Source organism: Echinicola strongylocentroti (assembly GCF_003260975.1).
GTDB classification, from domain to species: Bacteria; Bacteroidota; Bacteroidia; order Cytophagales; family Cyclobacteriaceae; genus Echinicola; species Echinicola strongylocentroti.
Genome location: NZ_CP030041.1, coordinates 1,312,621 through 1,327,974, shown reverse-complemented (window position 1 = coordinate 1,327,974; position 15,354 = coordinate 1,312,621). Strand labels below are relative to the sequence as shown.

At 44.8% G+C, this 15,354-nt stretch carries 6 protein-coding genes; all 6 read left to right on the top strand.

What is annotated here, in order from left to right:
- The first annotated feature begins 41 nt into the window (after positions 1-41).
- The 6 genes from DN752_RS05095 to DN752_RS05070 all read left to right on the top strand — a co-directional run bounded on the left by DN752_RS05095 (position 42) and on the right by DN752_RS05070 (position 15,345).
- Complete coding sequence (locus DN752_RS05095) at positions 42-2,969, top strand: glycoside hydrolase family 2 protein (protein ID WP_245949465.1); 2,928 nt, start codon at positions 42-44, stop codon at positions 2,967-2,969.
- Between the two features lie 89 nt (positions 2,970-3,058).
- Complete coding sequence (locus DN752_RS05090; RefSeq protein ID WP_245949464.1) at positions 3,059-4,552, top strand: alpha-L-fucosidase; 1,494 nt, start codon at positions 3,059-3,061, stop codon at positions 4,550-4,552.
- An 807-nt stretch (positions 4,553-5,359) separates the two neighbouring features.
- Positions 5,360-8,485, top strand: coding sequence for a SusC/RagA family TonB-linked outer membrane protein (locus DN752_RS05085; protein WP_112782953.1), 3,126 nt, complete (start codon positions 5,360-5,362; stop codon positions 8,483-8,485).
- Positions 8,486-8,554: 69 nt separating this feature from the next.
- Positions 8,555-10,090 carry a RagB/SusD family nutrient uptake outer membrane protein gene (locus DN752_RS05080; protein WP_162633120.1) on the top strand — a complete coding sequence of 512 codons (1,536 nt, stop codon included), beginning with the start codon at positions 8,555-8,557 and terminating at the stop codon, positions 10,088-10,090.
- 332 nt (positions 10,091-10,422) lie between these two features.
- The gene (locus DN752_RS05075; protein ID WP_245949463.1) at positions 10,423-13,572 is read left to right on the top strand and encodes a SusC/RagA family TonB-linked outer membrane protein; all 3,150 of its coding nucleotides are present in this window, start codon (positions 10,423-10,425) and stop codon (positions 13,570-13,572) included.
- 12 nt (positions 13,573-13,584) lie between these two features.
- The gene (locus tag DN752_RS05070; RefSeq protein WP_112782951.1) at positions 13,585-15,345 is read left to right on the top strand and encodes a RagB/SusD family nutrient uptake outer membrane protein; all 1,761 of its coding nucleotides are present in this window, start codon (positions 13,585-13,587) and stop codon (positions 15,343-15,345) included.
- Positions 15,346-15,354: the final 9 nt, after the last annotated feature.

Below are 15,354 nucleotides of genomic sequence, written 5' to 3'. Positions count from 1 at the left end.
TTTAAAAAACGAGTAATAAACGAGTTAACATAAAACGGCAGATGAAAGATTTGAAAAATAGCATGCTGGTCTTGCTGATATTGACCTGGGGTATTTGGGACAATGGTGTTCAGGCACAAACCCTACCTCATGGCTTTCCGTCCACTGACCGCAGCAAAAGCACTATCAATCAGGATTGGAAATTTCATTTAGGTGATCCAGAAGGAGGATTTTACGGAGCAAGCTATGATGACAGCTCTTGGGAAACCGTCACCTTGCCCCACACCTTATCCTTGACTTCCCTTGCATTGGATGGGATGCAGGATGAAAAAACACAGTTGGAATTTCATCGGGAAGTGGGCTGGTACAGAAGACAGGTCACTGTTCCCGAAAATGACAAAAAAGTGTACCTGGAGTTTGAGGGAGCCCATCAGGTAACGGATTTATGGGTGAATGGAAAGCATGTGGGAAAACACGAGGTAGGCGGGTATACCCCGTTTCATTTTGATATTACAGACCATGTGGAGAAGGGGACTTCCAATCAAATTACCCTTTTGGTCGACAACCGCCGTAACGAGGCGGTTCCGCCAGATCCAGGACCATTTGATTATGTGAAGTTCAGTGGGCTATACCGGGATGTTTACCTTGTCCAGACCCACCCCGTTCACGTAGGGTTCAATTGGGAATCGATGACTTCTGGGGTGACCATCACTACGCCTACAGTGGATCCAGTAAACAGGAATGCCACGATCAATGTGAAAACATCCGTAAAAAATGACCTGCCCGAACCTGTAGAAGCAAAGGTTTTGACACGGATCATAGATCAGGAAGGCATGGTCGTGATGCGTTTGGCCCAAACTGCCAAGATTCCTGCAGGGCAATCCTATCAATATAATCAAATAGGAAGCTTGGAAGATAATGTACAGTTGTGGGGTATTGATAACCCTTACTTATATCGGGTCAACTCCGTGGTGGTGGTGAATGATCAGACGGTGGATTATGTAGAAAATAATCTGGGCATTAGGAAATTCGAGCTGGATCCGCAGCAGGGGTTTATCCTCAATGGAAAACCCATAGAGCTCATTGGCTTTAACCGCCATCAGCAATACCCGTATGTCGGTGATGCGGTGCCCAATTCTCTACACTATAAGGACATGCTCCAATTCAAGGAGTTTGGTTTTAATGTAATGAGGACGGCCCACTACCCACAGGATGATGCTATTTTGGATGCTTGTGACCGGTTAGGGATCTTGGTGTATGAGGAGGCTCCTTCTTGGATTGATATGAGCAAAAACCCGCAATGGTGGGAGAATTTCGAAAAAGCCGAGCGGACCATGATCCGCAATCACCGCAATCACCCTTCTGTGGTGATATGGGGCGGAGGGATCAACCACCGCGGGTATGTGCCGAGGGTACACAATACCGCAAAGCAAGAGGATCCTACGCGGTTAACGGCCTCACAAGGAGCCCGGTGGACTGGCTGGCAGTCTTCTGGCCTTACCGATATCAATGCCAATATGCTGTATGGGCCTTTTATTTGGGATCGGTCCGAACCGATGTTTGCGATGGAAGGCCATGCAGGTCCTAAAGCCCTGGCTCCGTTTCGAGCTGATACATTGATGACGGGATTGATTTCCTGGACGGCGCATGCCTACTATACTTTTCATCCTAGCCATGACAAGGCCAATGACCCCATAGACAGGACACGAAGTGGAGCTATGACCATTTTTAGGTATCCACGGCCAGACCTGCATTGGTACAAGGCGGAGATGAAAGAGGAGCCTTTTATCTATATTCCCCAAGATTGGACCGCCGGAAGGGACAGTATCACCGTATTCAGTAATGTACCTGAAGTGGTGTTGTATGTGAATGATAAAGAAATAGCTAGAAAGAAGCCTTCCCAGGACACTGCCTTCATTGGTCTTCACCATGCCCCGTTTGTATTCAATGATGTCACGTATGAAGAGGGAACATTAAAAGCAGTAGCGGCCAATAGCGGTGGAGAGCCGGTTTTCTTTGTCCGGAGGACACCCAAAAAACCAAGAAGGATTGTTTTGGAAGTGGATACCGTAGGAAGGGATTTTACGGCAGATGGATCAGATATATTGATGACCTATGCAAAGGTGGTCGATGAAAATGGCACTGTGGTCAGGGATTATGATGATAAAGTGCAATTTTCTGTGGAAGGCGATGCTTCAGTCATCGGAGACAGCAAGGATATTAATGCCAATCCGATGTTTACCGAATACGGGGTGGCTCCTGCACTGATCAGGGCCGGGAAGGTACCGGGTACTGTCACCATCAAAGCCTCAGCAAAAGGACTCGAGTCAGGGATGGCCAGTGTACAGCTAGTGCCCAACGAACCTGATAGGATGATATCACAGGCCAAGCCGATATATGATTTTACTTCCACAAACGTGGACATAGGAGCCAACGACCAACTGGTGCAGTTTGGATGGGAATATTGGTTGGGAAAAGAGGAGGAAGCATCCAATTATGAAATACCGGGATTTGAGGAAGCCACCGTCCGGGTGACCACTACCAGTGGGGAAGGAATAATCAGATGGCTGGGAGAAATGAATGTCATTGGCAAATATGGTTTTGTTTATGGAGATGGCCTTCTTGGTATCGATGATAAGGGCATTCAGCTTACTTTTTCAGGGTTGCCCGCTGGTACTTACCGACTAAAGACTTGGCATCATGCGCCTCAAAGCAACTCTGATGAAATGGACCCGAACAAGGAGAAATTAAAGCATATCAGGATCTTGGATATTCCCCATGAGCGTTCATTGACGATCAAAAGTGACCAATCCGAGGAAGTAGTGAAAGTAACTGAAGGAAAGAACATGCAAGAAGCCCAACCCGGGATAGCCACGGTTTATATTAAGGTAGAAGAAGGAAGGGAGACCGTGGTCTATATCAATGGTCATGAAGGTAAAGGTATCTGGCTAAATGGGTTCCAGTTATCTGAGTGGTTTTCTGAATACTAACTATTCCCTATGTGAAGGGAAGTAAGGACGGCAGTATTAGGTCTTGATAATCTTGGTGTAAAGCGATAAAGTAAAATACAATGATAAAGATGACAAATGTTATAAGATTCGTAGTGGCAGTGGGGTACATGACGGTGCTCGTGGGCTGTAAGTCTTCCCAACAGGAGGAGAAAAAATACCAGCCTGAGTGGTCATCTCTACAGAAACATCCCGTTCCTGAGTGGTTTGAGGATGCTAAGTTTGGTATTTATTTCCACTGGGGGCCCTATTCCGTACCTGCCCATAAAACGGAATGGTACAGCCATCATATGTACATCGAAGGAAATCCTATCAGAAAATACCATGAACAGACCTATGGTCCTTTGGATGAATTTGGGTACAAGGATTTCATACCCATGTTTACAGCGGAGAACTTTGATGCGGGTGCTTGGGCGAAACTGTTTAAGAAAGCCGGCGCCCAGTTTGCCGGGCCGGTGGCTGAGCATGCTGATGGATTTGCGATGTGGGACAGTAAGCTCACGACATGGGATGCCATGGACATGGGACCCCATCGTGATATAGTGGGTGAAATGGAAAAGGCTATTCGTGAAGAGGAAATGAAATTCATCATTACCTATCACCGACATTGGCTGTACAGTTGGTTTCCTACTTGGGACACGCAGGTGGATGCTGGTAATCCCAAATGGGAAGGCCTCTATGGCCCAAAAGTACCCAAAGGTACCTTCGTAATGGCGAATACCCCCACTGATCCGTTACCGGACGACGCATTTAACCAAGAGTGGTTGGACAGGTTGGATGAATTGATGGATAACTACCAGCCGGACATGATCTGGTTTGACAATAAAATGGACATTATTGGAGAGGAGTACAGAAAACAGTTTTTGGCCAATTATTACAACAAGGCCTTGGAATGGGATCGGGAAGTAGTCTGCACTTATAAGTCAGAAGATATGGCAGAAGGAAGTGCCGTGCTTGACCTAGAGCGATCCAGAATGAGTGAGAAAAAGGATTTTCCTTGGCTTACAGATGATTCGATTGACTGGGAAGCGTGGTCTTATATAGCGAATCCAAGGTATAAGTCTGCCAACAGAATAGTGGATTTTTTGGTGGATGTAGTAAGCAAAAACGGTTCTTTGTTGCTGAATATTCCCCCGACACCAGATGGGAAAATTCCCGAAGCAGTAGAGAGCCGATTGCTTGAATTAGGAGAATGGTTATCTGTAAATGGAGAAGCTATATACGGAACCAGACCTTGGAAGATATATGGAGAAGGGCCGCAGGAAATTACCGAAGGGCACTTATCAGAACATAAAAATCCTCCTGCTACATCAAAAGATATCCGGTTTACGACAAAGGACAACCACCTGTACATTACCGTTTTGGGCTGGCCAAGTGATAGCCTTGCGGTCCGGAGTTTGGGCAAGGCCGAAGGCTATTTGGATCAGCAAATCAGTTCTATCCAGCTATTGGGCGATAACCAGCAGCTTAGTTGGCAAAGAACGGATGAAGCCCTGATGATACAATTGCCCAATGCCAAACATGGAAATTATGCCCACGCTTTTAAAGTGACATTTAAGCAGTGAAATCAAGACAAGTAAGAAGAGCCTAAGCTACCTAAGCCAGGTTTTGAAGCGATTCCAGGTTTAGCCCGGATTATGCGTTGGGAATCGTAGTGAGAGCTGAAAGTGCAAGAAAATCAGTTAGTTTGGAGGCATTAGCGTAGCACCGCTACGGTTATGTCGAAAACTAAAGTGAAACGACTGATTTTGAAGCAATTTCAGGTCGCAACACCTGTGCGCCGTGGCGTAGATAGGCTAATGCATATTCCGGGTTTAGATAACGGGGATTTCAAATCCCCGTTATCTAGGTTCTGGATGACAAATCCCGAACAGCAAAATTCATGTATTAGAGGCACTTGGCTTTAGACAGGTGGAGTGCCCTAATGTGCCCAATGTGGATGTCAAGTAAGTTGGCTGTTTTGCGCTGCTATTTTTGATGGCTTGGCGTCTAGGCTAAAACAGGACCGTAAAGCCGTGTGATGGCCTGAATGGATGGGGCGAATACGGGATAATGGTGTGTTTGTCAGTAAATGATATTGAGTAATCTTTTTTGGTGGGACATATGTAGGATTAACAAGAACATATATGATATAGTGTTTTTTTTAAGGGCTGTACTTTTAACGTGCTCGTTTAGAATTAATTATTCACTACGGGAACAGCCGTTTTAAATGGAAGAATACGTAATCACTCTCCACATTAAGAATTGTATAAATCTAAGCTCTACCAAATTCATTCAATAATTCTATGAGACCATAGTTAACAGCCTATGGTCGGGGAGTTCGTATTGTTCAGTTGAATTTTAAAATATTTTATTAACCAAACCCAAAATATATGGACAGTTTTTTATTAACCAAGCAACGGATTATTACAGTATTGGCCTGTTTTCTATGGCTGTGTTGGCAGCCGGTTTTAGGACAGGGAATTATGGTAAAAGGGACCGTTACCGAAGCAGGTAACGGTGCGCCGATTATAGGTGCCACCATCATGGAGATGGGAACCAATAATGGAACGGTAACAGATATCGACGGAAAGTACTCGATAGAAGTATCGGAGGGGGCACAATTGCAGTTTAGTTTTATTGGAATGCAAAGTAAGGTGCTGGAGGCCACACCGGGATCATTGGATGTTTCTCTGGACTCAGAAGATATAGGATTGGACGAAGTGGTGGTCGTTGGTTATGGGGTACAGAAAAAAGCCAACCTCACGGGTGCCGTGGCATCTGTGGGAGAAGAGGTGCTGGAAAGAAGGCCTGTACAGAATGCATTCCAGGCGCTACAAGGACAAGTGCCAGGACTAAACATCTCACAGAATAACGGTAACCCTGGAGCGGAGGGAGTAAATGTAACCATACGCGGACTGAATAGTTTTGGGAGTAGTAACTCGCCATTGGTATTGATCAATGGCGTGGAAGGAAACCTTAACGACCTGGATCCATCGGTCATCAAGTCCGTATCGGTATTGAAGGACGCATCATCCGCTGCCATATATGGCCTAAAAGCGGCCAATGGGGTGATTTTGGTAGAAACCAAGAAAGGGTATAAGGAAGGAGTACGCGTAAAATATGAGGGAAGTTATGCTATAAATACCCCCACGGTGATTCCCGAAATGATCAGCAATTCGGCAGATTATATGACCTTGTATAACCGTGCGCTGGACAATGCGCCAGGAGATGGAGGGAATTATTACCCTCAGGAGATCATCGAGGCTTACCGTACGGCGAACAATGACCCTTATTACCCCAATACTGATTGGACCGATTTGGTGACACAGACTGGATCGGTATGGAGAAATACCTTAGGGGTGGATGGGACTTCAGGAACCACTTCTTATAATATCACCTTGGGCAATTGGAAGCAAAAAGGCATTATGTCCACTTCCGAATATGACAAGAACAATATCTTTGTCAGTATCAATTCTGATATTACTGATCGGATCACTGTCGGTGGTAATATCATGGGGATGTACTCAAAGCGCCAAGGACCAAACTCTGATTGGACCAATCCACTGACATCAGCTTGGTCTGTGAGACCTACCTGGGGGCCATATACCTTGGACGGTACGGGCCATTATGCTGCCAAAGCTTTTTCTGGAAGTACAGAAGATCCGGATTTTTTATTCGATGAAGGTTTTACGAGAGAGAACCCGATAGCTAGGTTATATGGGCAGAAAGGCTATTCTGACGAAAAGTATAATTTTAACGGAAATTTATACGCTAATATCGATATACTGCCAAACCTACGACTTTCGATGAAAGGTGCAATGAAATTTGATTATATGAAATCAAAGTTTCAACAGCTACGGTTTGATGAATATAATTATAGAACCGGAGAATTTTTACGGCGAACGACCGATCCAGCAAAGATAGATGCCAACAATGTGTTTAGCACAGTTACTACCTTTTACTCTACCTTAGCTTACGATAAAATCGTGAACGAAATTCATGATTTCACTTTTATGGGTGGATACAGCCAAGAGTTTAGGAAAAGAGAAAATACGGTTGGTTCTAGATACGGTGTGCCGACCACTACCATTACTGAGTTGGATGGAGCAGGTACAGATAACCAGCTAGTGGGAGGGACCAATACCCAGAGCGCAGTCCGAAGTTTTTTTGCAAGGGTTAACTACGTATTTAATGAAAAGTACCTGATCGAAAGTAATATTAGATCAGATGTAAGCTCAAGGTTTGCGGAGGGAAGTAGGATGGGGATTTTTCCTTCTTTTAGTGTAGGATGGAGATTGGAAAATGAGCCATTTCTATACAATGCCACCTTTATTGATCAGTTGAAGTTACGCGCTTCATGGGGGCAGTTGGGCAATGACGGCGATATTGATTATCCCTATCAGGCCCAATACTCCTTTGGTAATTATGAACTGAATAATTATGTGCAGACAAGGGCTACAGGTTCTCATGGCTACCCATTCGGTATAGGTATTGCCCCCGGTGTGGTGTTGGAAAAATTCACAGATCCAAATATTACTTGGGAGACGACTACTATCGCAAACATCGGGTTGGATATATCATTGTGGAGTGGAAAACTTACCGCAGGGATAGATTATTTCGATAAAGTGACCGATGACATTTTAAGGGAATTACAGGTGTCTATTGAGGCAGGAGCTTCAGGTCCTCAGATAAACCAAGGAAAAATGCGTAACCGAGGGATGGATTTTGTCCTAGGTCACCGGAATAACATAGGAGACTGGTCCTATAATCTTTCAGGTAATATAGCTTTCTATAATAACGAGATCCTAAATTACGGAGCCAGGGAGATTTATGGATTTACAGCCAATGAGGAAGGATACCCCCTCAATGGGTTCTATATGTGGGAATCTGATGGACTGTTTAGGTCCCAAGAAGATATTGACAATGCCCCCACTCAGCCCTTGCCAGCCTACTTAGGAGGGATCCGATTAAAGGACCAGAATGGAGATGGCGTAGTAGATACCGACGACCGGATCCATTTGGATGGCCAGCATCCAGCCTTCACCTATGGTGCCAATGTTTCGGCGAGCTTTAAGCAGTTCGATTTCTCCATGTTTTGGCAGGGTGTAGCGGGACAAAAAACCTACCGAAATAACCACGGCGTGGAGCCATTTGTGCAGGATGGGAATGCACCAAGTGTTTGGTTAAACCAGTCTTGGACTAGGGACAATGTAAATGCACCATTGCCTACCGTGTACAATGAAACACTGAGTAATTATGATGCAAATAGCTACGCAAATTCGTTTTGGTTGAGAAATACGTCTTACCTCAGAATGAAAAACGTCTCATTAGGGTATACGTTCCCAGAGGCGTTGACAGAAAGGCTGAAATTGACAAAATTAAGGCTTTATTTTTCAGGTGACAATCTGGTCACTTTTACGGACAATGATTTGTTCCAGCTGGATCCAGAAGTGCTCACTTCCTATACTTATCCGCTTAATAAAAGCTACACTTTTGGTGTCTCAGTGACGCTATAGGCAAATGTGGCCAATGGAAAAGTATCAGTAAGTTTTATGTACAAAATTACTAGCAATCAAATGAATATCATGAAAAATCACATATATAAAGGAATCTTCCTGGCAGCGTTGGGCTTAAATGGGTGTAACCAAGAATTTTTGGATCAACAACCACCGGATGTTATCAGCAGTACTACTTTTTGGCAAAATGAAAATGATGCATTGATCGGGCTCGCAGGGGTGTACAGTGACCTGCAGACCAATTTCTATGGAATCACTTCTTTTGCAAATTGGAACAGTGGCCCGAAGCCTCATACGATTTGGGATGGGATAACGGACAATGGTTATTTAAGTAGAGGGGCTGGCTTCCACTCCATCTTGGATGGTACCTATAGCAACAATGGAAGACCTGAAGATGCACTCATATCGGTATATGCAGTAAGTTATAACGGTATAGCTAGCTGCAATGAGTTTTTGGTGAACATTGACAATGTCACCGGGGTATCCGAAGCCCAGTTGAATGCCTGGAAAGGTGAGGTGCTATTTATCAGGTCCTATTATTACTATTACTTGGCAGCGACTTATGGAGATGTCCCCATCAGGACAGCACCCAGCACTGTGGAGAACCAATATAGTGCTAAAAACTCCCAATCCGAGGTGTTTTCACATATCCTAAATGACCTCGATATAGCTATCGACTATCTCCCTCAAGAAGGATATGATGGCCATGTGAAAAAAGCCGCAGCACAAGCACTGAAAGCAAAGGTACTGCTGTACAGCGGGGAGAACCTTGGAGAAGCTGCATCGGCAGCAAAAGCGGTGATGGAATCGGGGAATTATGCCTTGGCAAACGACTACACGACGTTGTTCTTTGATGAAGAGCAGGAAAATAACCAGGAAGTCATCTTTTCTATCCAGTACGCCAATGTACCAGAGGAAGCCCATCAAAGATCAGTGCAGGAGATGATAGGGTTTTGGGGAACCATGCATCCTACCCTTGATTTAGTGCACAGCTATCAGTGCATCGATGGCCTTTCCATTAGTGAATCACCCTTATATGATTCGGAAAACCCAATGGAAAACAGGGACCCCAGGATGGGGATGTCCATCTATCAAGGTGAATGGAATCCATTTTCGGAAATTAAATCCCAGACTGGATTTACTTTTATCAAGGGGATTAGCCCTGTAGTGAGAGAGACCCTCGAAAAACCAATTAATGATGGTACCGATTTCATTCACCTTAGGTATGCAGATGTATTACTTATGTATGCTGAAGCTAAAATAGAATCCAATGATATAGACCAGTCTGTACTGGAAGCCATCAATCGGGTAAGAGCTCGTGCATACGGGGTCAATTTCCTGGAAACCCAACAGTATCCTGCTGTGTCTACGATGGATCAAGCAGCATTAAGAGAAGAACTTCGGTATGAAAGAAGAGTGGAGTTTCTCATGGAAAACAGCCGTTACTTTGATCTTAAACGTTGGGGCTTGGCCGTACAAGAATTGGACGGATTTGATGGAGATCCTGTTTATGCCCGGGTGTTTAAGGACAAACATTATAAGTGGCCTTTACCTCAGGAGGCTTTGGACAGAAATCCTCTACTGGAGCAAAACCCAGATTATTGACATAAGGAACGAGGAGATGTTGTTGTTGATGGTCAGCCTTTTCTAAAGGCTGGCCATTTTTATTTCAAAAGGCGCCTCGAAAATAACTAGACAGACCATGCTTTGGTTTTATTTTAAAAAATTTCGAAAAAAATATAAACAGTAAATGGAGTCATTGGCTGGTTAAAAACCTGTTTGGGAGGTTTCAGGGTGGGCTTTATACATATGTACTATTCTGTTCAACATCTGTTGTAAACTGTAGCTTAAACTTTTTTTAGTTTTGATATAGGAAAAAGCAAAATCTGTTCGTAAAGAAGTTTTTTGCAATTGATAACCCAATTAACCAAACCGTTATGAAAAAAAACTTACCCTCAAAGGGTAGCAGTTCTGTCAAAGGATTTTTTATGATAGGCTTATTACTGCTACTATCCCTTCATTCGACCATTGCCCAAGGGCAAAAAAGAGAGCTAACGGGTACGATCACTTCTAGTGATGATGGCACCACCCTTCCTGGTGTCAATATCATCATAGAAGGCACCGGCCAAGGGACCGTCACGGACATTGACGGAAACTATAAAATAATGGTCCCCAATAAGGAAACTACCTTAGTATTTTCATCGATAGGCTACCTTACCCAAAAGGTGGTGGTGACCGATGAAACCAAGATGGATCTCGTGATGGATATCAATATCGAATCACTGGAAGAAGTCGTCGTGATCGGGTATGGTACCCAGAAAAAAAAGGAAGTCACTGGTGCGGTAGGAAATGTGGATGGTGAGACGCTGACTAGATCTGCCACAGCCGATCTAGGTACAGCCCTGCAAGGACAGGTGGCAGGTGTAAATGTCACCGCCTCTTCTGGAGAGCCGGGGTCCAGCTCCAATATCGTCATCCGGGGACTGAGCTCTGTCACCGGAAACAGCGCACCTCTGTATGTGGTAGATGGTATTCCCTATAATGGCGACCCTAAACTCAGTATGAATGAGATCGAATCGATAGATATTCTCAAAGATGCCGCTTCAGCCGCTATTTATGGTACACGTGGTGCTGGTGGAGTGATCCTCATCACTACCAAGCAGGGCAAGGCAGGCGTCATGAAAGTAGGGCTGGATAGTTATTATGGGGTTCAAAAAATCACTTCCGATGTTCCTCTTATGAATTTTGACCAGTACATGTATTCGGAGTTCTTGAGCAAATACAACCAAAACGGAACCAACTACGGGAATTCATGGACACCATTGGAAAACAACCTCTATAGCTTTACCAATGACACCGATTGGGCAGGTATTATTCAGAATGACAATGCGACTATACAAAATCACAGTTTGAACATCTCTGGTGGCAAAGAAGGATTAAATTACAATATCACGGGTACTTACTTTAACCAAGAAGGTGTGATCATTAATTCGGGGTTTGACCGGTTTAACATCCGGGCAAATACGGGTTATACCAAAGGTAAATGGGTGATCAATACTGGGCTTGGTATCAGGCTAGAAGAACAGGAGTACGCCCCTTGGAACTTCCTACTGGACGCCTACAAGCAAAAGCCTTATCAGCAAGAAATCGACCCGAGTGCTTCCACCATTTCAGATGCCAGTGGCTCTACCAATGATGCATTGAACCTGAGCTATATGGCCGCTAGGATGAAGCAAACCGATGTCAGGAGTGGCGATCACTTCAACGGATTCTTCCAAGCGAGGTACAACCTGTCAAAATCCTTCAATATCATGAGCCGAATGGGGGGCAGTATCACCAATAATACCCGCGTGCGGGTAAATCCCCTGTTTAAGGTGTACAATGAGTTAGGGGAGCTTCTGCCCACTACCGTAAGGTCGGGCATCTATAACTTCAGTGATCGGTCCAAGAGCTTTACTTCTGAGACCACACTGAACTACCATAAAAAGTTCGGTGAGCATAGTTTGAAGGTCTTGGGGCTTTTTTCCATGGAGCGGTATGAGTACACTTCTTTCTTTGCGGAGAAGTTTGACTTGATCAGTAATGATGTCCTAGTACTCAACGGCGCCACACTGGATCCCAATGTCGGTTCAGGAAGTGGTTATGGACAGGACCGTGTCAACTCCCTCATTGGCTTCTTGGGCAGGGCGCAATACGATTATAAAGGTAAGTACCTACTTAGCGTCAGTGCAAGAAGAGATGGTTCGAGCAGGTTTTCGAAAGATTATAGGTGGGGAGTTTTCCCGTCTGTATCTGCTGGATGGAATGTGTCAGACGAGGATTTTTGGAATTCCCTAGCCCCTGTGGCCAATAGCTTTAAAATCCGTGGTAGCTTCGGTACCACCGGTAACCAAAATTTCTTGGATTACAGTAATGCGGCTACCATTAGTTTGGCAAAGGATTACGTTTTTGGCCCAGAAGGCAGTGATCATTTGGTGTTGGGAGCCATACAGACGGCATTTGCCAATGAAAATGTCAAATGGGAAACTACCGAACAGGCCAACTTGGGATTTGATCTTGCTTTTTTTGAGAACAAGTTTACCTTTTCAGCTGATTTTTATAACACCAACAAGAAAGACATGCTGTTTCCGTTGCTGCTTCCTCCCACTACAGGTGCCGGCAGTAATGCTACTGTCATCCTGAATGTAGGGAATATGAATAACCGGGGGATGGAGTTTACGGCAAATTACCGCCACAAAGGGAAGTTCTCCTGGTCGGCAGGGCTTACTTTCGGTAAGAACAATAACAAGATCACCAAGATGAGCGGAGCCAATAAAATCGCCTATCTATCTGGAAGTACCGTGACCAGCGGACTTCCCAATGAAGACTTGGTGACCGTGCTGAAAGAAGGTTACGAGGCAGGGGCGTTTTTCGTGCTCAAGACAGATGGTTTGATTACTTCCCAGGAAGAGCTTCAGGAGTATCGCGAAATCATGCCCACCGCCAAGATGGGTGACCTGAAATACGTGGACGCCCTGACTGTCGATACCGATGGTGATGGCGTGCCTGATGCAGGTGATGGCCTTATCAATAATGACGATCGGGTGTATGCAGGTAGCGGCATGCCGGAGTTTGAGATGGGACTAAACCTCAATGCGGATTATAAAGGTTTTGATCTTTCCATGCAGTGGTACGGTGCCTTTGGGGGAGAGATCATCAACGGAAGCAAAGCGTATGCCTATAAGCAAGGAACGCATTTGGATATCCTCTATCAATGGTCACCACAAAATACTACCTCTACCATACCTGCTTATAGGGGTAGGGACCATGAAAATTACCGTGGATATACGGACTACTGGATAGAAGACGGCACCTTTATCAGGCTGCGTAATGTGGCACTGGGCTACACCATCCCATCGGGAATAACCAATAAAGTCGGTGTAAGGAATTTCCGCGTGTATATCGCCGCCCAAAATCCACTGACGATAACCTCCTATGATGGATTTGATCCAGAAGTGGGCAATGATGGGCTGAACACGAGAGGAATAGATAAAGGAAACTATCCGATTTCGGCCCAGTACAGAGCAGGTATACAGTTTGACTTTTAAAATGAACATGGTATGAAACTTAGAAATAACCTATATAAAATAATGTTATGTGCTCTCCCCATACTGGGCATGGGCACGGGATGCAGTGATTTTCTGGAAGAAGTAAATCCAAATGAAATGTCTACGGAGAGTTTTTGGAAAACCGTCGATGACTTGGATGCCGGGTTGATAGGGGTTTACAATGCATTTAAAAATCAAAACCTACTTGCCATTTCCGATGAATACAATCGAAGTGACATGACTTGGCCTGGCTGGGGAAGGCCCAATACCAGTAACCAGTATTACTTGCAGGAATTCAATGAATCATCCAGTACGCCCAATAATAAATGGGACGCCTTGTATAAAGGTATCTTCAGGGCCAATCAGGTCATCGTGGCCTCAGAAGAATTGATTCCTACACTAAAAGATGAAAGCAGTCAGGAAAGGGCCAATACCATACTCGCCCAAGCGAGGTTTTTCAGAGGGCTTTTCTACTTCTATTTGTCCACGGGTTTTAATGAAGGAAATGTACCCATCTTCGATTTTGTTCCGCAAAATGAAGAGGAATTCTACCAACCAGTGAAACCCAAGGAAGAGGTAATGGCTTTTTACTTGGCGGATCTTGAATACGCCCATGAGCATTTACCACCTTCCTATAGCAGGGATATTGACCAAGGCAGGGTGACAGCGGGGGCTGCCGCTGCGGTACTGGGAAAGAGCCATCTGTATAATGAAAATTATTCACAGGCTATGGAGTATTTTGAAGATGTGATGGAAAATCCAGCATACGGATACGCATTGACCGAAAATATCGGTGATAACTTCACCACGACCAATGAGCTAAATAGTGAAAGCATCTTGGAGATCAATTATTCCCTTGCCTATAAATCGGAAATTTCCGTCTGGGCAGAGGAGCAGGTGTCCAACAGCTTGAACTTTGCCGTTAGCCCCGTAGGAGGATGGAGGTCTATTTATCCAAGCTGCTGGTTGATCATGGCCTATAAGGAGGACCCTGTGGATATTAATGATCCAAGGAATTACGTGGTGGATGAAGATGGATCTACACGATTAAGAAAGTATTCGTTGAGGACTTCGTACTCCATCGCATTGGTGGATGATACGGATTTGGAATATTATGGTACCAGTACTGCTGAAGCTACCGCCTTTAATAATAAAGAAACAGGTTATTTCAGGAAATATTCGAATTGGGAGATTGTAGAGGACGAAAAGGATATTGTGCCTAATTTACGTTCCGGTGTCAATGTGCGGGTAATCCGGCTCGCTGATGTGTACTTGATGTATGCAGAGGCCTTATTGATGGGAGATGGAAATGTAGAAGAAGCCATGACCTACATCAATAGGGTGAGGCACAGGTCTGCGCTACAATTATTGGGAATGGATGGAACGGGTGAATATCCCGCTGCCGCACATGACAACCAAACCTATGATGTCCAATCGCTAATGGACCACTTGATGTATGTGGAAAGACCGCTTGAATTGTCCTTGGAGGGCAATGCCATCAGGACCATAGATTTGCGCAGATGGGGCATTACCAAAGATCGCTTTGAAGAGCTTTCGCAAAGAAGGTACTATACAGATAATTTTGCATTCGTCAATAGTAATGGACAAAGCGTGACCAGGTGGGCATCGGTGTTGACGACCGAGGAAATGGAGTCGGAGATCCTAATGGATTACCAGCAAGCTGCCTCCAACTATATTGCCTCTGAGCATGCTTATTGGCCGATACCTAATTCTGAGATCGTGGCCAATCCGCAAATAGGAGGAGAAGACTAAACTAACCCA

Coding starts and splice junctions, on each gene's coding strand:
- DN752_RS05075 (WP_245949463.1), top strand. CDS start 10,423: ATGAAAAAAAACTTACCCTCAAAGGGTAGCAGTTCTGTCAAAGGATTT.
- DN752_RS05095 (WP_245949465.1), top strand. CDS start 42: ATGAAAGATTTGAAAAATAGCATGCTGGTCTTGCTGATATTGACCTGG.
- DN752_RS05090 (WP_245949464.1), top strand. CDS start 3,059: ATGACAAATGTTATAAGATTCGTAGTGGCAGTGGGGTACATGACGGTG.
- DN752_RS05080 (WP_162633120.1), top strand. CDS start 8,555: ATGAAAAATCACATATATAAAGGAATCTTCCTGGCAGCGTTGGGCTTA.
- DN752_RS05070 (WP_112782951.1), top strand. CDS start 13,585: ATGAAACTTAGAAATAACCTATATAAAATAATGTTATGTGCTCTCCCC.
- DN752_RS05085 (WP_112782953.1), top strand. CDS start 5,360: ATGGACAGTTTTTTATTAACCAAGCAACGGATTATTACAGTATTGGCC.